Source organism: Streptomyces sp. NPDC005402 (genome assembly GCF_040606575.1).
In the GTDB taxonomy this organism is placed as follows: Bacteria; Actinomycetota; Actinomycetes; order Streptomycetales; family Streptomycetaceae; genus Streptomyces.
On record NZ_JBEXFB010000044.1, the window covers coordinates 25,496 to 42,628 of the forward strand.

At 72.1% G+C, this 17,133-nt stretch carries 14 protein-coding genes and 3 pseudogenes; 8 read left to right on the forward strand and 9 right to left on the reverse strand.

Annotation, left to right across the window (positions count from 1 at the left end):
• Positions 1–108 precede the first annotated feature (108 nt).
• The 4 genes and pseudogenes from sigJ to ABZT02_RS43535 all read right to left on the reverse strand — a co-directional run bounded on the left by sigJ (position 109) and on the right by ABZT02_RS43535 (position 4,309).
• On the reverse strand, positions 109–1,026 hold the full coding sequence (gene sigJ / locus ABZT02_RS43520; protein ID WP_356028436.1) for an RNA polymerase sigma factor SigJ: 918 nt from the start codon (positions 1,024–1,026) through the stop codon (positions 109–111).
• 50 nt (positions 1,027–1,076) lie between these two features.
• Complete coding sequence (locus tag ABZT02_RS43525) at positions 1,077–2,198, reverse strand: PP2C family protein-serine/threonine phosphatase (protein ID WP_356028438.1); 1,122 nt, start codon at positions 2,196–2,198, stop codon at positions 1,077–1,079.
• A 106-nt stretch (positions 2,199–2,304) separates the two neighbouring features.
• Positions 2,305–2,484: pseudogene (locus ABZT02_RS43530) on the reverse strand (hypothetical protein); the annotation flags it as partial.
• Between the two features lie 112 nt (positions 2,485–2,596).
• Positions 2,597–4,309 (reverse strand): helix-turn-helix domain-containing protein, encoded by a 1,713-nt coding sequence (locus ABZT02_RS43535; protein ID WP_356028440.1) that lies wholly within the window; start codon positions 4,307–4,309, stop codon positions 2,597–2,599.
• 140 nt (positions 4,310–4,449) lie between these two features.
• Between ABZT02_RS43535 and ABZT02_RS43540 the strand changes: the two genes are divergently transcribed.
• From ABZT02_RS43540 to ABZT02_RS43565, 6 genes and pseudogenes are all read left to right on the forward strand, one after another.
• Positions 4,450–6,189: an FAD-dependent monooxygenase gene (locus tag ABZT02_RS43540; RefSeq protein ID WP_356028443.1), complete on the forward strand. Its 1,740-nt coding sequence runs from the start codon at positions 4,450–4,452 to the stop codon at positions 6,187–6,189.
• Between the two features lie 51 nt (positions 6,190–6,240).
• Positions 6,241–7,110, forward strand: a complete 870-nt coding sequence (locus ABZT02_RS43545) for an intradiol ring-cleavage dioxygenase (protein WP_356028445.1) — start codon at positions 6,241–6,243, stop codon at positions 7,108–7,110.
• Complete coding sequence (locus tag ABZT02_RS43550; protein ID WP_356028448.1) at positions 7,107–8,174, forward strand: maleylacetate reductase; 1,068 nt, start codon at positions 7,107–7,109, stop codon at positions 8,172–8,174. Before ABZT02_RS43545 ends, ABZT02_RS43550 begins: the two co-directional genes overlap by 4 nt.
• Positions 8,175–8,217: 43 nt before the next feature.
• The gene (locus ABZT02_RS43555; RefSeq protein WP_356028450.1) at positions 8,218–9,132 is read left to right on the forward strand and encodes a YceI family protein; all 915 of its coding nucleotides are present in this window, start codon (positions 8,218–8,220) and stop codon (positions 9,130–9,132) included.
• 50 nt (positions 9,133–9,182) lie between these two features.
• A pseudogene (locus ABZT02_RS43560) lies at positions 9,183–9,583 on the forward strand (DUF3224 domain-containing protein).
• 294 nt (positions 9,584–9,877) lie between these two features.
• Positions 9,878–10,984, forward strand: a complete 1,107-nt coding sequence (locus tag ABZT02_RS43565) for an FAD-dependent oxidoreductase (RefSeq protein ID WP_356028453.1) — start codon at positions 9,878–9,880, stop codon at positions 10,982–10,984.
• 321 nt (positions 10,985–11,305) lie between these two features.
• Here the strand turns inward: ABZT02_RS43565 and ABZT02_RS43570 are convergent, their stop codons facing one another.
• Positions 11,306–11,980: a response regulator transcription factor gene (locus ABZT02_RS43570; protein ID WP_356028455.1), complete on the reverse strand. Its 675-nt coding sequence runs from the start codon at positions 11,978–11,980 to the stop codon at positions 11,306–11,308.
• Positions 11,981–12,434: 454 nt separating this feature from the next.
• Between ABZT02_RS43570 and ABZT02_RS43575 the strand changes: the two genes are divergently transcribed.
• The gene (locus tag ABZT02_RS43575; RefSeq protein WP_356028458.1) at positions 12,435–13,286 is read left to right on the forward strand and encodes a hypothetical protein; all 852 of its coding nucleotides are present in this window, start codon (positions 12,435–12,437) and stop codon (positions 13,284–13,286) included.
• A gap of 71 nt (positions 13,287–13,357) precedes the next feature.
• On the opposite strand, the gene ABZT02_RS43580 is transcribed toward ABZT02_RS43575, so the two are convergent.
• Positions 13,358–14,203 (reverse strand): helix-turn-helix transcriptional regulator, encoded by an 846-nt coding sequence (locus tag ABZT02_RS43580; protein ID WP_356028460.1) that lies wholly within the window; start codon positions 14,201–14,203, stop codon positions 13,358–13,360.
• A 103-nt stretch (positions 14,204–14,306) separates the two neighbouring features.
• Between ABZT02_RS43580 and ABZT02_RS43585 the strand changes: the two genes are divergently transcribed.
• Positions 14,307–15,014 (forward strand): SDR family oxidoreductase, encoded by a 708-nt coding sequence (locus tag ABZT02_RS43585; RefSeq protein ID WP_356028463.1) that lies wholly within the window; start codon positions 14,307–14,309, stop codon positions 15,012–15,014.
• A gap of 58 nt (positions 15,015–15,072) precedes the next feature.
• On the opposite strand, the gene ABZT02_RS43590 is transcribed toward ABZT02_RS43585, so the two are convergent.
• The 3 genes and pseudogenes from ABZT02_RS43590 to ABZT02_RS43600 all read right to left on the reverse strand — a co-directional run.
• Positions 15,073–16,266 (reverse strand): CaiB/BaiF CoA-transferase family protein, encoded by a 1,194-nt coding sequence (locus ABZT02_RS43590; RefSeq protein WP_356028465.1) that lies wholly within the window; start codon positions 16,264–16,266, stop codon positions 15,073–15,075.
• A 129-nt stretch (positions 16,267–16,395) separates the two neighbouring features.
• On the reverse strand, positions 16,396–16,626 hold the full coding sequence (locus ABZT02_RS43595; RefSeq protein ID WP_356028467.1) for a hypothetical protein: 231 nt from the start codon (positions 16,624–16,626) through the stop codon (positions 16,396–16,398).
• A gap of 397 nt (positions 16,627–17,023) precedes the next feature.
• Positions 17,024–17,133 (reverse strand): annotated as a pseudogene (locus ABZT02_RS43600) (MarR family transcriptional regulator); the annotation flags it as partial.

Here is a 17,133-nt window from a genome sequence, read left to right on the forward strand (position 1 = left end):
CCCGGGGCCCCCTCACCAGCCCGGGTGAGCGCGGGCTGACCCGGGGCCGGCCACCGAGGACACCACCGCGGACCGGCGTGTCCGAGCCCCGCGCCGGCCGCACGGAGCCTAGGACTCCTGGCGTACGAGCCGGTCCGACGACCGCTCGTACGCCCGGAGCTTCTCCGGCGCCAGCACCCAGTAGAGCCCGTCGATGCCGTCCTCCCCGATCGTGGCGCTCACCAGGCCGACTGTCACCCCGTCCCTGCGGATGAGCAGCGAGGGCAGGCCGTTGGCCTCGGCGAAGGCGAACTCCGCCCCCGGGATGAGCTTGTCGACGAAGGCGCTGATCCTGGCCACCCGTCCCGCGCCCACCACCTCCAGCCGCGCCACGCCCCGCAGACCGTTGCCGTCCGCGTAGGCGACCACGTCGGCCGACAGCACGCTCTCCAGCGCCGCCACGTCACCGCGCTGCGCCGCCGCGACGAAGGCGTCCAGCAGCCGTCGGTGTTCCACCGTGTCGACGGGGTCCCGGCGCTCGGTGGACAGCCGCTTGCGGGCCCGGCTGACGATCTGCCGGACATTGGCCTGGGTCAGCCGGACGATGCCCGCGATCTCGTCGTACGGGTAGTCGAACGCCTCCCGCAGCACATAGGCCGCCCGCTCCACGGGATTCAGCTTCTCCAGGACCAGCAGCACGGCCAGCTCCAGCGCCTCGCCGCGCTCCGCGCCGACCTGCGGATCCACACCGGTGTCCACGGGCTCCGGCAGCCACGGCCCGACGTACGCCTCCCGGCGCACGCGCGCCGACTGGGCCACGTTGATCGCCAGCCGCGTGGTGATCTTCGCCAGGAACGCCCCCGGATTGAGCACCGCGCCCCGGTCGGTGTCCTGCCACCGCAGCCACACGTCCTGCACCACGTCCTCGGCCTCGGACACACTGCCCAGGATCCGGTAGGCGATCCCGAACAGCCGTGGACGCAGTCGCTGGAAGGCGTCCGCCTCCTCGTCGAGAGAACCGTCGGCCGACGGCGGAGGCTTGTCCATGGAGCCGATGCTACGGCGGTCCCGCACGCCTGCCCGTCACAGCGCGCCTTTCAGGGACGCACAGCGCGGCGGACCGTCAGGACGGCCACGTCGTCGTGCGGGCCGCCGCGGCCGGCGAACGCGCGGGCGTCGTCGTGCAGGGCCTGCGGCAGCTCGGTGGGGGAGAGGCCGACGTACGTCGTCAGGCGCTCCTCGACCGGGTAGAAGGCGCCGTCCGCGGAGCGGGTCTCCGTCAGACCGTCGGTGCTCAGCAGCAGCGTCGCGCCCTCGGGGAAGTCGAACCAGCCCACGATCGTGGGCTCGTGGGCGAGCTCGGCCAGGCCCAGCGGGACGCCGGGATCCAGTTCGAGAGTGCTGACCGTCCCGTCGTGCAGCACATGCGGCAGCACATGGCCGCAGTTGACGGCCTGCACCTCGGTGTCCGCGTCGACGCAGACGATGAGCGCGGTCACGAAGCGTTCGTCGTCGCCGGTGTGCATGGCATAGGAGTTGTGCCGCACGACGGCGGCGTCCAGGGTGTCCACGAGCGCGGTGAGAGTGGGCTCGCGGTGGGCCGCCTCCCGGAAGGCGCCGATGACGGCGAACGCGGAGCCCACGGCGGCGAGGCCCTTGCCCTGCACGTCCCCGATCAGCACCCGCGTACCGAAGGGTGAGTCGACGACGTCGTAGATGTCCCCGCCGACGAGGCGTTCCTCCTGGAGCGGCTCGTACACGCCGTTGACCAGGACGTCGTCGGTCAGCAGCGGCAGGGGATGCAGGATGTGCCGCTGCATGGCCGCGGCGGTGGAACGCAGCCGCAGCATCGCGTCCTCGCGTCTGATCCGGCGGTGGCAGCCGTACACGGAGGTCGCCGCCAGGACCAGCGTGAAAAGGATCAGCAGGAGCCGGTCGAACCAGTGCCCCGAGTCGCGGTCCCGCAGCAGCACGCTGGCGGTGACGACGAGCGTGGTCCACACGGCGACGAACGCCGTCTGCCGGACCGTGCCCAGCGCCGAGGCGGCACCCGGCAGGAACACCAGGAGCCCGAGAAGCCACACCTCGGACCCGGACAACACGCCGAGGAACTCGACCAGGCCCGTCACGGTCACCACCGCGGCGACCAGCTCGGCGTCGCCCGGAGGCTCGATGGTGTCGAAGGTGTCGCCGGGTCTCTTGCGGCGGCTACCGGTCATGCGCGCTCCCGGGCAGGTGGTGATCTGCCCCTACGGTATGCAGGCCCGCGCCGGCCCGGAGCGGCGCCCCGCCGATCGGGCCCGCCGGAGCGGGGGGCGGGGCCGCTCAGCGCCGCTCACGCGCACGGCGGGCGGGCGGGCGGCACCGTACCGGAACGGCACCGCTCACCACGGTGTGGGTGACACTGCCGATGCCCTCGACCGTGAGGGTGACCGTGTCCCCGGGCTTCAGCGGGGCCGGGTCGTGCCGGCCGCGCAGACCCCACGGCTCCGGCCCACCGCCATCTTCCACGCGATCCGAATCCCGTAGCCGGCTCATCCATGGAGTGGATGAGCCGGGCGCCGGGACTACCGTCGGGTTCCTCGACGTGCCGAGGGAAGCGTCCTGAACGTGCTCCTCAGCCCTCGTACCCCCGCAGTTTGCGATACAGCGTCGCCCGCCCGATGCCCAGTGCCGCCGCGGCGCGGGACTTGTTGCCGCCGTGCCGGTGCAGGGTCTCCAGGATCGTGGCGCGTTCGGCGTGTTCCATCGGACTGAGCGGGCGGACGGCGGGGCCCTCCCGCACGGTGTCCGGCAGTTCGGCCCGGCGGACCGGTCCTCGGACCCGTCGGTGCTCCGCCAACGCCTGGACGACATGGGCGAGTTCGGTGACATTCCCGGGCCACGGATGCTGTTCGAGCGCACGCAGGGCGTCCAGGGTCCAGGTCAGGGGAGGACTTCCGGGCGCGGGGCGCGGCGTGAGGGCCGACAGCAACTCCCTGATGTCCTCGGTGCGTTCCCGCAGCGGCGGCAGTGCGACGGTGCGGGCGGCCAGCTTGTCGAGGAGCCGCTGGAGGCAGGGGCCGGGCGGGGTTCCCGGGGTGTGGGTGACCAGCAGCCGGGTGTCCGGGTGGGCGTCGAGCAGGGAGTTGAGGGTGGCCACGGCGGGCTGCGTCAGCCGCTCGGCGTGCCGGAGGACGAGGGGGCTCCTCGCGGCCCGTTCCGCCAGGTGCCCGTCGAGTACACCGTCCTCGGCCGCGTCGACCGTCTCGATGCCGGCCGTTCCCAGCAACTCCCGGGCCAGCGCGGTCTTCCCCGTTCCCCGTTCACCGGTCAGCAGCACGGGCTCGGGGGAGCGGACCAGCTCGGCGGCGCGCTCCACGGCGTACCGCCACGGAAGGGAGGAGCCGGCCAGACGGGGCAGCGCGCGCGGCCGGGGCCTCGGTGTGCCTTCGTCTCGCGGCTCCAGGACGGCCACGATCCCCACGACCGCGCCCGCCTGCCGCACCAGGTCGATCCGGGCGTCGCACCCTGCCCCGTCGGGCAGTTCGGCGGCCGCCGGCGCGCCCGCGTGCCGTGCCGCCAGCGCCGTACGCTCAAGAACCCGAACGACGTCCGGAGTCGCCAGCCGCTCCGCCGCCGCGCTGATGAGGCGGTTGCGGCCGTCCAGCGCGGCCACCGCGCGGTCCTCTCCGCGCGCGGCTCGCAAGTAGGCGTCCAGGAGGACCTGTTCGGGCCGTCCCGCCCGGGCCAGCAGCTCGGCCTCGACCGCGGCGGCGGTGGCTTCGACGAGTGCCGCCTGCGGGTGCGGCGGACGTCCGCCGCACAGGTGGGAGACGACGGTGAGCGTGCCCAGGGCCTGCCCGCTCTTCGGCGCGACGACCGGGACGCTGACCGCGGACACGTCCTGCCACACGTCGAGGAAGTGCTCGGGCCCGTGCACCTCGGCACGGCTGCGCCTGCGCAGGGCGAGGGCCGCGCTGTTGTGACCGACCTCCTGCTCCGACAGCCCCGGGCACCGGGCGAGCCCGGGCGCGTTCCCGGACGTCCACAGCACGCGCAGCCGCGCGTCGGTGAGGAGCAGGACCGAACGGCCGGCGTCCAGAGCGGGGGCGATCCGTTCGAGCACCGGACGGGCGGCACCGAGCAGCGGCGACTCGACCGGCCGGGGCGGATCGGCGGCGGGCACCCTCAAGTCGTGCGGTACGCCGAAGAACCGGGCCCGCCGCCACGCCGCGAGGACCTCCTCCGGCACACCGTCGGGCAGCGGGCGCCCGGACAGGAAGCGCTCGCGCGCCACTCGCAAGGGTGGGAGGGCGTGGACTGCGGGGGAGGGCTCTGTGGTGGTCACGACGTACCCACCGTAGCGGGGACGGTTGAACAGACAACGACTGCGGGGGTGTCTCGTAATGAGACACCCGCGCCGGGCCGGACCGCACGATGATCACTACTGTCCGCCGTCCGTGTTCCGTCCCCGCCAGGAGCGCCCCCGTGCCCACCGCCGTCGAGACCGACGTTTTGATCGTAGGCAGCGGCCCGGCCGGAGCCTCGGCCGCGCTCGCCCTGAGCACCTACGGCGTCCCCCACATAGTCGTCACCCGCTACGCGAGCCTCGCCGACACCCCTCGCGCGCACATCACCAACCAGCGCACGATGGAGGTGCTGCGCGATCTCGGCGTCGAGCAGGACGTCATCGCGCAGGCGACCCCCCAGCATTTGATGGGCAACACGACCTTCTGCACCAGCCTGGCCGGCGAGGAGCTCGGACGGGTGCGCTCCTGGGGCAACGACCCGCTGGTCCAGGCGGCCCACGAACTCGCCAGCCCCACCCGCATGTGCGACATGCCGCAGCACCTCATGGAGCCGGTCCTCGTCGACGCGGCCGTCGCCCGCGGCACCAGCCTGCGCTTCCAGACCGAGTACCTCTCCCACACCCAGGACGCCGACGGCGTGACGGCCACCGTGCGGGACCGGCTGCGCGGAGACACGTACGAGATCCGCGCGAAGTACCTGATCGGCGCGGACGGCGGCCGCTCCAGGGTCGCCGAGGACGCCGGGCTCCCGATGGGCGGCCAGATGGGCGTGGCCGGCAGCATCAACATCGTCTTCGAGGCGGACCTGGCCGAGTACACCGCGCACCGGCCCTCCACCCTCTACTGGGTCCTCGCCCCCGGTGCCACCGTCGGCGGGATCGGCGCGGGCCTGGTGCGCTGTGTGCGGCCGTGGAACGAGTGGCTGATCGTGTGGGGGTACGACGTCACGGCCGGCGCGCCCGACCTGACCACCGAGTACGCCGAGTCGGTCGTGCGCCAGCTGGTCGGCGACGACGAGATCCCCGTGACGATCAAGTCGTCCTCGGCCTGGACGGTCAACGAGATGTACGCGGAGACCTACTCCCACGGCCGTGTCTTCTGCGCCGGAGACGCCACCCACCGCCATCCGCCGTCCAACGGCCTGGGCTCCAACACCTCCATCCAGGACTCCTACAACCTCGCCTGGAAGCTCAAGTTCGTCCTCGACGGCACCGCCACCCCGAAGCTCCTCGACACCTACACCGCCGAACGCGCCCCCGTCGGCAAGCAGGTCGTCACCCGGGCCAACCAGTCCATCGGCGAGACGGCCCCGATCTTCGAGGCCCTCGACGGACTCTCCCCGCAGACCCCCGAGCAGCTGTGGGCCAACATCGCCGCCCGCAAGGACGCTGGCGAGGCCGCCGAGAAGCAGCGGGCGAAGCTGCGCGAGGCCATCGCCTTCAAGGTGTACGAGTTCAACGCCCACGGAGTCGACCTCAACCAGCGCTACGCCTCGGACGCGATCGTCCCCGACGGCACCGGCGAGGAGACCTTCGCCCGTGACCCCGAACTCCACCACCAGCCCTCCTCCCGCCCCGGCGCCCGCATCCCGCACGCCTGGATCACCTCCGGCACCCGCACCCTCTCCACCCTCGACACCGTCGGGAAGGGCCGCTTCACCCTGCTGACCGGCATCGGCGGCGACGGCTGGATCCGGGCCGCCGAGGCACAGGACGTGGAGATCGCCACCGTGGTCGTCGGGCCCGGCCAGGAGTACGAGGACCCGTACGGCGACTGGGCGCGCCTGAGCGAGATCTCCGACGCGGGCGCCCTGCTCGTACGGCCCGACGGCTTCGTCGCCTTCCGGCACGCGACCGCGGCCCCGGACGCCGACGCACTGCTCACCAACGCGCTGCGACGGATCCTCGGTCACGCCTGAGAACGCGCGACCATGGCAGAAGCGGAACGCCGTCGACCACGAGGAGCAGGGATGACCACCGACGCGACCGGAGCCGGCGTCACCGAAGAGGCCGTCGCCAGCCTCCACGCGACCGCCGATCCACGCCTGCGCGAACTGCTCGCCGCTCTGATCGGTCATCTGCACGACTTCGTGCGCGAGACCCGGCTCACCCAGGAGGAGTGGGAGCAGGCGATCGCCTTCCTGACGGCGACCGGGCAGACGTGCACGGACACCCGGCAGGAGTTCATCCTCCTGTCGGACGTCCTCGGCGTCTCCATGCTCCTGGAAGCCATAAACGGCGACCGCGTGCAGGGCGCCACCGAGTCCACCGTGCTCGGCCCCTTCCACATGACCGAGTCTCCGGTCCGGGAACTCGGCGACGACATCGACCTGGTGGGCGGCGCCGAGCCGTGCGTGGTCAGCGGCCGGGTGCTGTCGGCGGACGGCACCCCGCTGCCCGGCGCCGTCCTCGACGTCTGGCAGGCCGACGACCAGGGCTTCTACGACGTCCAGCAGCCCGACGTACAGCCCGCGGGCAACGGACGCGGACTGTTCACCGCCGACGCCGAGGGCCGCTTCTGGTTCCGCACCTGCGTCCCGGCGCCGTACCCGATCCCCACCGACGGCCCCGTCGGCGACCTGCTCCGGGCGACCGGCCGGCACCCCTACCGGCCCGCGCACATCCACTTCATCGCCGGTGCCGAGGGCCACACCCCCGTCACCACCCACATCTTCGTCGCGGGCAGCGACTACCTCGACTCCGACGCCGTCTTCGCCGTGAAACCGAGCCTGGTGCAGGACTTCGCGACGACCGACGACCCGTCCCTGGCCGCGGAGTTCGGCATCCCGAACCCGTTCCGGCACGCCCGCTTCGACCTCGTACTGGAGCCGAACACATGACGTTCTCGGGCGACTTCACCTACGAGAGCCGTCCGGTGCGGGTCGTGTTCCGGCCCGGCGCAGCCGTGACAGCGACCCCCGGCGAGGTCGAACACCTCGGACTGCGGCGGGTGTTGGTGGTCTGCGGCAGCAGGGGCGAGACCGTCGCACGGGCGGTCGCGGACGCGCTCGGCGACTCCTGCGCGGGGCTGCACGCCGAGGCCCGGATGCATGTACCCGTCGAGGACGCCGACCGGGCCGTGGCGGTGGCACGCACGGCCGGGGCCGACGGTGTCGTCGCGGTCGGCGGCGGCTCCTCCATCGGCCTCGGCAAGGCGATCGCCCTGCGCACCGGCCTGCCCCTGATCGCCGTGCCGTCGACCTACTCGGGCTCCGAGATGACCCCCGTCTGGGGCCTGACCGAGGGCGGGGCCAAGCGCACCGGCCGCGACCCGAAGGTGCAGCCCCGCAGTGTCGTCTACGACCCCGAGCTGACCCGTTCCCTGCCGGTACCGCTCACCGTGACCAGCGGTATCAACGCCCTCGCGCACGCGGTCGAGGCGCTCTACGCCCCGGACACCTCACCGCTGATCGCGCTGATGGCGGAGGAGGGCGTCCGGGCGATGACCGAGGCGCTGCCCCGACTGGCCACCGACGCGGCGGACGTGGAGGCACGCGGACAGGCGCTCTACGCGGCATGGCTGTGCGGGTCCTGCCTCGGGTCCACCACCATGGGCCTGCACCACAAGCTCTGCCACGCGCTCGGCGGCACCTACGGTCTCCCGCACGCCGAGACCCACACCGTCGTCCTGCCGTACGCCCTCGCCCACAACGCCCCCGCGATCCCGAAGGCGTTGACCGTGCTGAAACGGGCACTTGGCACCGACGACCCGCCCCATGCCCTGTGGGAACTGGCCGGGCGCCTCGGCGCACCGCGTTCCCTCGCCGAACTCGGTCTCCGGGAGACCGACCTGGCGGAGGTGGCCGTACAGGTGGCGGGGCAGCCGTACGCCAACCCGCGTCCCGTGACCGCGGACGGCGTGCGGGCGGTACTCCAGGCGGCCTATGCGGGCCGTCGACCATGAGTGCCACAGCACAACAGCAAGTCCCCTAAGAAAGGTGAACATCATGGCCCTCGCACTCCTCAGGCGCCGGCGGTCCAAGGCTGCCCTTGCCGAGGCGGCGGGCCTCTCCTTCCCCCTCCCCGAAGGCGCGGGCGCCGTGGCCCGTGAGATCGTCGACCCGATGGGCTCGCCCATGGCGGGCGCGGACGTCACCGTCACCGCCCTGGACACGCACCGGGTCGCGGCGCGCGGCACGACCGACCCCTACGGCTACTTCCTCGCCGTACTGCCGCCCGGCCGCTACAGCCTGATGGCCGCGGCCGAGGGACTCCAGCCGCACCGCGAGACGGTCGACGTGGGGCCGTACGGGATGACGCCCACCGAGCGGGTCTGGCTCCAGCCCGCCCAGGCGCTCCAACTGCCCACGCCCGGCGTCTGGTTGTTCGATCCGCCGCACACCGCGATCCGCTTCATCGCCAAGCACGTCGGCATGGCGCACGTCCACGGCCGCTTCGAGCGTTTCGAGGGCGGCATCCTGGTCGCGCAGGACATGTCCCAGTCCCGCGTCCAGGTCCGCATCGACGCCTCCAGCATCACGACGGGCAACACCACCCGCGACAACCACCTGCGCTCCGGCGACTTCCTCGACGTCAAACGCTTCCCCCACATCGACTTCGTCAGCAGCCGCTTCGCCTACCGCGGCGGCAGCAAGTGGACCCTCCAGGGCAGCCTGACCATGCACGGCGTGAGCCGCTCGGTCGCCCTCGACACGACCTACCTGGGCACCGTCAACGGCGGCTACGGCGAGGAACTGCGCTGCGCGGCCCTCGCGACGGCGGAGCTGCACCGCGAGGACTACACCCTCAACTGGCGGTCGATGCTCGCCCGGGGCATCGCGGTCGTCGGACCCACGGTCCAGCTGGAGCTGGACGTCCAGGCGATGTACCGCACCCACGACACGCCGACCCCGCCGGAGTAGGCGCGCACGGACCGCGGGGCATTGTCGGACCCGGTCGGTACGGTCGGCGCATGAGAGCCGACGGAACATTCAGCGTGAAAGCGTTCGTCCCGACCGAGCTGACGCCCGAGCCCGCCGTGGCCACCGGGCTCCCGGTCGGGGTCGCGACGATCGAGAAGCACTTCGAGGGCGAGGTCGCCGGCCGCTCGGCGACCCTGTTCACCGCCGCGTACGACCAGGAGTCCGGCGTCGGCACCTACGTGGCCATGGAGTCCTTCGAGGGCTCGGTGCACGACCGGTCCGGCGCCTTCAACTTCGCCCACTCGGCGACGACCTCCGGCAGCGACCGCACCGCGGAGTTCTTCACGATCGTCCCCTCCAGCGGCACCTGACGGGGATCTCCGGCACCGGGGGCCTGGCGGTCGACGCCGACGGCACCCACCGGATCTGGCTCGACTACGAGCTGGGCTGACACGGGGGCGGTGCCGCGGCCAGAGCACCCGGGCCCACCTCGCCGAGGTGGGCCCGGGTGCTGCGCGAACCGCGGGACGCCGACGCGGTCGTCGCGCTCACCGACACCCCGGTCCAACGCACCCTCACCGCAGGGCACATCGCGCACCGCGGCGCGCGACAGCTTCACGGAAAACTCACAAGTCCCCATCGAAACTTTAGGTTTCAAGCGTTACGCTCGCCGTCATCCGAGTGCTCGGGGGAGCGGCTCGTCCGCCATGGCACTCCCTCCCCCCCACGGTTCAGGAGACTCGGCGTGAGTGACGGCGACGTAGTGGTGATCGGCGGCGGCTATGCGGGCGTCCGGCTGGCGAAACGGCTGGACACGACAGCTCGGGTCACGCTGGTGGATCGCAAGGAGGTCTTCTTCCACCGTATCTCCTCCCTGCGGGCCGGCGTCCGCAGGGAATGGAGCGCGACCCCCTTCATCCCGTACGACCGGCTGCTGCGCCACGGCCAACTGGTCGTCGGCAAAGTGGTGCGCATCGACACCACCGAGCGACACGTGGTGCTCGCCAACGGCACGCGGCTGCCCTACGACGTCGTGGTGATCGCGACCGGCGCCGACTACCCGGAACCGGCCCGCTTCGCCGGGACCACCACCGAGGAGGCGATGAAGTCCTTCGCCGAGCACCAGCAGAAGATCGCCTTCGCCGAGCACGTCCTCGTCGTCGGCGGCGGGCCCTCCGGCGTCGAACTCAGCGCGGAGATCCGGCTGGCCCGGCCGGACGCCCGGGTCACGCTCGCGCACTCCGGTCCCGCGCTGCTCGGCAACACGGGCAGCGAACGGGCCGGCCGCAAGGCGCGCGCCTGGCTGGAGGCCCACGACGTGGAGGTACGGCTCGACTCGTTCATGTCGCAGGGCAGCGACTTCGGCACCTACCGCGACGGCCGCGGCGACATCATCACCGCGGACCTCTCCTTCTGGGCCACCGGCACCACTCCCAACACGCTCTGGCTGCGCCTGGGCGGACATGGCGACTGGCTGACCCCCTCCGGTCACGTGAAGGTCGACCGTTCGTTGCGGGCCGAGGGGCAGCTGGACGTCTTCGCGGTCGGCGACGTCAACGACGCCACCGAGCTCAAGATCACCCCCGCAGCGCTCGCCCAGGCCGACCTCGCCGCCTGGAACATTCGCGCCCACCTGAACAGTTCGGGCCGGCACCGCAAGGAGCCCCGCTTCTACCGGCCCATCCACCGCACCCCGCTGATCGTGCCCTTCGGTCCCGCCGACGGGGTGACCATGCTGCCCGTGCCGGGCGGCGAGACGGCTGTGCTCGGCGGCCGCACCAGCACCCTGGCCAAGGCGAAGACCCTCATGACGCCCTACATGCGGCGCCAACTCGGCTACACGGCCGCCTGACCGGCGACGGCGCGGCGAGGAGGCGCGCCTGTGGGGACGCCGGCCGCTGCACCCGGTACGCCGGCGAACTCACCGTCCGGCCGGGGGAGGGAGTCGCTTGCGGACCGGCTCCCCATGGGCAGGGCCGACAGCGGGCCATGTGTACGGACTCCCGGCCGCCGAGGCGCTCCGGTCGTCGAGCGTGGCCGGGTACCGGGGCCGCACGGGCGGACTGCTCTGCACCGAGCACCGGGAGGTCCGTCGGCGCAGAGGGGGAACCTCAGCCGGAGTCGGCGGTACGCCCCGAAGACCTGCCACCTCCGTGGTGGCAGCAGGGGCGCTTCACGCGTGCAGGACGTGCTGCGTGGGCCGGACCAGCCCCGACTCGTAGGCGAACACCACCGCCTGCACCCGGCCGCGGGCGCCGATCTTGGTGAGGATGTTGCTGACGTGGGACTTCACGGTGGTCGGGGCGATGGAGAGCCGGTCGGCGATCTCGGCGTTGGAGTCTCCGGAGGCGACCGCGGTGAGGACGTCGCGTTCGCGCCCGGTGAGGGTACCCAGCCGGTTGCCGGGGACGGAGCTCTCGACGGCGCGGCTGCGGACGGCGTCGATGAGCGCGCGGGTCAGTCCGGGGGAGACGACGACGTCACCGGCGGCCACGACCCGGACGGCCGCGACCAGTTCGTCGGCGGTGGCGTCCTCGGGAAGATGCCCGGCGGCTCCGGCGCGCAGGGCGCCGTAGGGGTGGGTGTCGTCGCCGGAGGTGAGCAGCAGCACGTGCGGGGCGTGCCCGTTCGGCGGGTGGGCAAGACGGCGAACGGTCTCGACGGTGTCCGTGCCGGCACTGCGGACGTCCAGCAGGACGACGTCGGGTCGGAGCAGGGTGCTGAGCCGGACCGCCTCCGGCCCGTGCGCCGCCTCGCCGACGACGGCCAGGTCGGACCGGGACTCGAGGAGCATGCGAAGGCCGACTCGCTGAAGTGACTGGCCGGTGGCGATGAGGACGCTGGTCATGGCGTGCGCGCTCCATTCCCGTCCAGCGCGCTACATGCTGAACGAAACGGTTTCGTTCTCGTGGGAATCAGAGTAACTCCAGCGCTATCGAGACGGGAGCGTATCGATTGTGGGTTGGCTCACATTCCGGTTGGGTTTCCCGATCTCAGGGGGTCGTCGTGGCCGGTGAGGGCGGGTGTGGGAAGGAGCCCGCGGCCGTCGGGGGACTGGCGGACGGGGTGGTCTCCGACAGTGGGGGCTCATTGCCCCGTGGAACGGCGGTGACGATCAGGCGGCGACCACCGCGGCGGTCGCGATCAGCACCAGCCCGGTGAGAAGTCGGGGTCGAGTGTCGCGGGCGGGTCACCGCATCCCGGTCAGGTCGCCCCGCGCAGGTGTGCGGCGGGCGGCAACCCGGAGCGGACCGGCGACGACCTCACAGTGAATCCCGGCCCCCACGAAGGGAGTTCACTCCATGCGCACCCGTATCGTGCGTCTTGTCACCGTCCTCGCCGCCCTGCTCGCGGTGTTCGCGACCCCCGCCGTCACGGCGACCCCGGCGCAGGCGGCGGACAACTGGAACCCGCCCGCGAACCTCGTCCAGCCGCTCAACGAAGTGTGGAACCACGTCGAGTCGACCTACCCCTACCTCTACGGCTTCCGCAACTACGGCTGGGACCAGGTCATGGCCAACAAGGGAAGCGTCAACTACTGCGTCCGCTGGGAGTCCGACGCTCCGGTCAGCGCCGCCCTCCGCGACCAGGTCCACGCCGCGCTGAAGAAGCAGTTCGGCAAGTGGATGGCGGCCATGCTCGACAACGGCACCGGCACCAACGCCTGGCCGTACACCACGGTGCCGGTCAACATCGTCGGCTGGGCGGTCAAGAACCGCTCGACCCTGCAGTGGACCGACAACTCGGTCGACATCTACGCCGGGAACCTGGACTCCGAAGGCGCCCCGCAGTGCGCCCCCGACTGCGGCCGCTTCTTCCACCAGGACAACAACTACTCGAAGTGCCCCGGCGGCGTGGCCCGCCACTACGACCAGTCGCTCTGGCTGACCAAGGGCTTCCAGGGCGGCGCCGGCGGAGACTGGGGCCAGCGGGTCGGCCAGGAGTACTTCACCGGGGCCCTCGCCCAGGAGAACATCCACATCTACCTCCACGAGGTCGGCCACACCTTCGGCCTCGACGACTTCTACGACTGGACCCCCACCGGCCAGTGCTGCTTCCTGATGAACGCGGGCAGCGCGACCCAGATCACCGACTTCGACAAGTGGATGCTGCGCGACTTCTGGCGCCACCTGAAGAGCCGGTACGGCTACTGAGAGCGCGGGCGGCCGGCGGGTCCGGCCGCCCGTCCCGTGCCCGGCGCTCCCCGGAGGCTCCTGGAGCCCCGCTAGCTCCTCTCGGCCAGGCTCTGCGTGCCCAGCACCGAGATCAGCCGGAGCTTCTCGGCGGCCTCTGTGCCCGGCTCGGCCGAGTACACGAGGATGTGGAGGTCGTTCTCCTCCACCCGGAGCAGGTCGCAGTCGAGCGTGAGCGTTCCGACCTGAGGATGCTCGATCGTCTTGTGCGAGCCGGCCAGACGGCCCACCACTCCCGCGTCCCACAGTTCGGCGAACCGCTCGCTCCTGGTGCGCAACTCCGTGATCAGGATGGAGAGTTGGCGGTCGGCGGGGTAGCGGGCGGCGGTCGCGCGCAGTTCGGCGACCATGCCTGCCTCGAAGGCACGCCGTTCCTCCGGGGTGTGCCGCGCCCGGGTCGGCATGCCCGTGAAGTTGCGCCACACGCCGTTGCGTTCGAAACCGCGCAGGACCGACGGATCACCCATCAGGGCCGCGTACATCGGGTTGGCCAGCAGCAGCGTCATGGCCGCGTCGGAGACCGCGACGGGGGTGTCGACCAGCCGGTCCAGCAGCCGCTGCACGCTGGGTGTGATGAAGCCGGGCACGACGTCGGGGCCCGGCGGCACCAGTCCCGCGAGGCCGAACAGATACGTCCGCTCGTCCCCCGAGAGCCGCAGCGCCCGGGCCAACGCCTCCACGACCTGTACCGAGGGATTGGCCGCACGCCCCTGTTCGAGGCGCGTGACGTAGTCCACCGAGATGCCGGCCAGCAGGGCCAGTTCCTCGCGCCGCAGCCCGGCCGCGCGCCGATGCCCCCCCGAGGGAAGCCCGGCCGCGTCCGGGGGGACCCGGTCGCGCCAGCGCCGCAGGGCCTGTCCCAGTTCTGTTGCCGCCATGCTGCTCAGTGAACACCGTCGGCCGCTGGTGTGCCTGGTACCGCCAGTCCCAGGAAGAAGGGTCTTCTGGCTGGTCCCGCCGCGGCGCGGCAACCTGGTCGGCATGACGACAACACTCATCACCGGAGCGAACAAGGGTCTCGGCTTCGAGACCGCCCGCCAACTCATCGCCGCGGGCCACACCGTCCACGTCGGTGCCCGTGACGCCGAGCGTGGCCGGCGCGCCGCCGACGAGCTCGGCGCGCGGTTCGTCCAGCTCGACGTCACCGACGATGCCTCCGTCGAGGCCGCGGCCAAGAGCCTCGAGGCCGCGGGCGGCCTGGACGTCCTGATCAACAACGCGGGCATCGAGACCAGGACCGAGGACAACAGCGTGCCGGTGGCGGCCACCGTGACCGCCGACCAGATGCGCGCCACCTTCGAGACCAACGTCTTCGGCGTCGTCCGCGTCCTGCACGCCTTCCTGCCACTGCTTCAGCGCTCGGCCGCCCCCGTCGTGGTCAACGTCAGCAGCGGCCTGGGCTCGCTGACCCACCTCTCCGACCCGGACCACCCGGCGCACTTCTATCCGGGCATCGCCTACCCGAGTTCCAAGACCGCGGTCAACATGCTCACCGTGCAGTACGCGAAGGCGTTCCCGGCCCTGCGGATCAACTCCGTGGAGCCCGGTTTCACCAGGACCGACCTGAACGGCAACACGGGCATCCAGACCGTGGCGGAGGGCGCCGAGATCATCGTCCGCATGGCACAGGTCGCCCCGGACGGCCCGACCGGCGGCTTCTTCGACGCCAAGGGCCCGCTGCCCTGGTGACCCCCGGACGAACCGTGCCTCCTCCGGGGCGCAGGTTCGTCTCCTCCAGGTCGCAGGCTCAGACGACCGCGTCCGCCCGCAGTGCCGCGATGTCCTCGCCGGTGCGGCCGAGTTCCGTGAGGATCGCCTCGGTGTGCTCGCCCACCCCGGGGACCGGGTCCATGCGGGCGGGCAGTCCCGCCAGGTCGGCTGGGGGCAGCAGTGCCTCCACCGTGGCCCCGCCGGGGACGGCGACCTCGTGCCAGCGGCCGCGGGCGGCCAGGACCGGGTGGTCGAGGAACGCGGCGACGTCATTGACCCCGGCGCAGGCGATGCCGATGCCCTCCAGGTCCTTCAGGACCTGCGCGGCGTCGGAGCGCGCGATCCGCTCGGCGACCACGGCGTTGAGTTCCTCGCGGTGGGCGACCCGGGCCGGGCCGGTGGCGAAGCGCGGATCCTCGGCCAGCTCGGGCTGCCGTAGGAACTCGGCGCACAGGACGGTCCATTCGCGTTCGTTCTGGATGGAGAAGAGCACGTCGTTGCCGTCGGCGGCCGTGAAGGCGCCGTACGGGGCGATGGTGGCGTGCTGGGTGCCCAGACGCGGCGGCTGACTGCCCCCGTAGCGCGTGTAGTTGGCCGGCTGGCTCATCCACTCGGCCAGTGCCTCGAACAGGGAGACCTCCACCGGGTGGGCCCTGCCGGTGGTGGCGCGGGTGTACAGGGCGGTCAGAATGCCGCTGTAGGCGTACATCCCGGCCGCGATGTCGGCGACGGAGATCCCGACCCGCGCGGTCTCCTCGGCGGTCCCGGTCAGCGACACCAGGCCCGTCTGACACTGCACCAGCAGGTCGTACGACTTGCGGTCGGCCCACGGCCCGTCCGTGCCGTACCCGGAGATCGTGCACGGGATCAGCCGCGGCCGGCGCTCGGCGAGGGCGTCCGCGCCCAGGCCCAGCCGGTCGGCCGCGCCCGGAGCCAGGTTCTGGACGAACACGTCGGCGCCGTCGAGGAGTTGGTGCAGGATCTCGAGGCCGCGCGGGTCCTTCAGGTCCAGGGTGAGCGATTCCTTGGACCGGTTGAGCCACACGAAGTAACTGGAGTGGCCGTGCACGGTCGTGTCGTAGCGGCGGGCGAAGTCACCCGCGCCCGGCCGCTCCACCTTGATCACCCGGGCGCCGAGGTCGGCGAGCTGGCGGGTCGCGTAGGGCGCGGCCACGGCCTGCTCCAGGCTGACCACCGTGATCCCGGACAGGGGAAGCTGCGGCAGGCTCATGCCGCCCTTTGTACGGCCCGTCCGAGAGGGTGTCAACGATCACCCCAGCCGCCTGACCTGTGCTGTTCACCACCTAATGACGGCCGGCGAAGCCGCCCGCGCCCCTTTGTGCGGCCCGTGGGGCGCCGCTCAGTTCTGGCGGCCCGGATGGCACAGCACCATGACCGCGCGCGCGACGAGCTCTCCGGCCCCGCCGAGTTCCTGGCGGTAGCGGTCGGTGATCTCCCGTACGGCCTCCACGAAGCCGGGGTCGACGGCGCGGGCCCGGGCCGGGGCGGGGAGTGCCTGAGCCATCTCGCGACGGCGCGCCAGCAGCGCGATGATCTCCTCGTCGAGACGCTCTGTCCGAGTGAGTGACATGTCTTCCCCGAGGGCGGTGGCCTGGTTCGTCGGCGCGCTGAATCTCCGTTCCTCCGCGCGGAATACGTCGCGTTCCTTCACAGGTGGTCCTTCAACACCTTGCCCGTGGGGGTCGGCGACGATTCCTCTCGGAACTCGACGGTCCGCGGCTCCTCGCCGAGCGCCAGTGCGGGGAAAGGCAGTCGGCGCGAGTGGCCCGGGCGACGCTGCGCCGGGGAATGTGGTGTGCCTCGCTGCCCGGGCCGCCCACCGACCGGGGTGCGGCCGGCTCCCGCACTCCGCGGACACAGGGGGCGGCCGTGTTCAGTGCCGTCAGCGGTACGGACGGCGCATCACCGCCCCGCCTCCGTCACGACGGCCTGAGACGCAGCACCCTCCCTGTTGACCGGGGACCGGCTCAGGCCGGCACGCCGAGAGCTTCCAGGGCTCGTACGAGGGGGGCGAGTTCGGGGTTGGTGGCGGCCTGGTCGAGGGCTTCTCGCAGGGCGTTCTCGTTGGTGGGGCGGG

Bases quoted from the DNA above. Each gene is read 5' to 3' on its own strand.
- sigJ (WP_356028436.1), bottom strand. From the start codon at position 1,026: ATGGACAAGCCTCCGCCGTCGGCCGACGGTTCTCTCGACGAGGAGGCG.
- ABZT02_RS43525 (WP_356028438.1), bottom strand. From the start codon at position 2,198: ATGACCGGTAGCCGCCGCAAGAGACCCGGCGACACCTTCGACACCATC.
- ABZT02_RS43545 (WP_356028445.1), top strand. From the start codon at position 6,241: ATGACCACCGACGCGACCGGAGCCGGCGTCACCGAAGAGGCCGTCGCC.
- ABZT02_RS43550 (WP_356028448.1), top strand. From the start codon at position 7,107: ATGACGTTCTCGGGCGACTTCACCTACGAGAGCCGTCCGGTGCGGGTC.
- ABZT02_RS43555 (WP_356028450.1), top strand. From the start codon at position 8,218: ATGGCCCTCGCACTCCTCAGGCGCCGGCGGTCCAAGGCTGCCCTTGCC.
- ABZT02_RS43570 (WP_356028455.1), bottom strand. From the start codon at position 11,980: ATGACCAGCGTCCTCATCGCCACCGGCCAGTCACTTCAGCGAGTCGGC.
- ABZT02_RS43575 (WP_356028458.1), top strand. From the start codon at position 12,435: ATGCGCACCCGTATCGTGCGTCTTGTCACCGTCCTCGCCGCCCTGCTC.
- ABZT02_RS43580 (WP_356028460.1), bottom strand. From the start codon at position 14,203: ATGGCGGCAACAGAACTGGGACAGGCCCTGCGGCGCTGGCGCGACCGG.
- ABZT02_RS43585 (WP_356028463.1), top strand. From the start codon at position 14,307: ATGACGACAACACTCATCACCGGAGCGAACAAGGGTCTCGGCTTCGAG.
- ABZT02_RS43590 (WP_356028465.1), bottom strand. From the start codon at position 16,266: ATGAGCCTGCCGCAGCTTCCCCTGTCCGGGATCACGGTGGTCAGCCTG.
- ABZT02_RS43595 (WP_356028467.1), bottom strand. From the start codon at position 16,626: ATGTCACTCACTCGGACAGAGCGTCTCGACGAGGAGATCATCGCGCTG.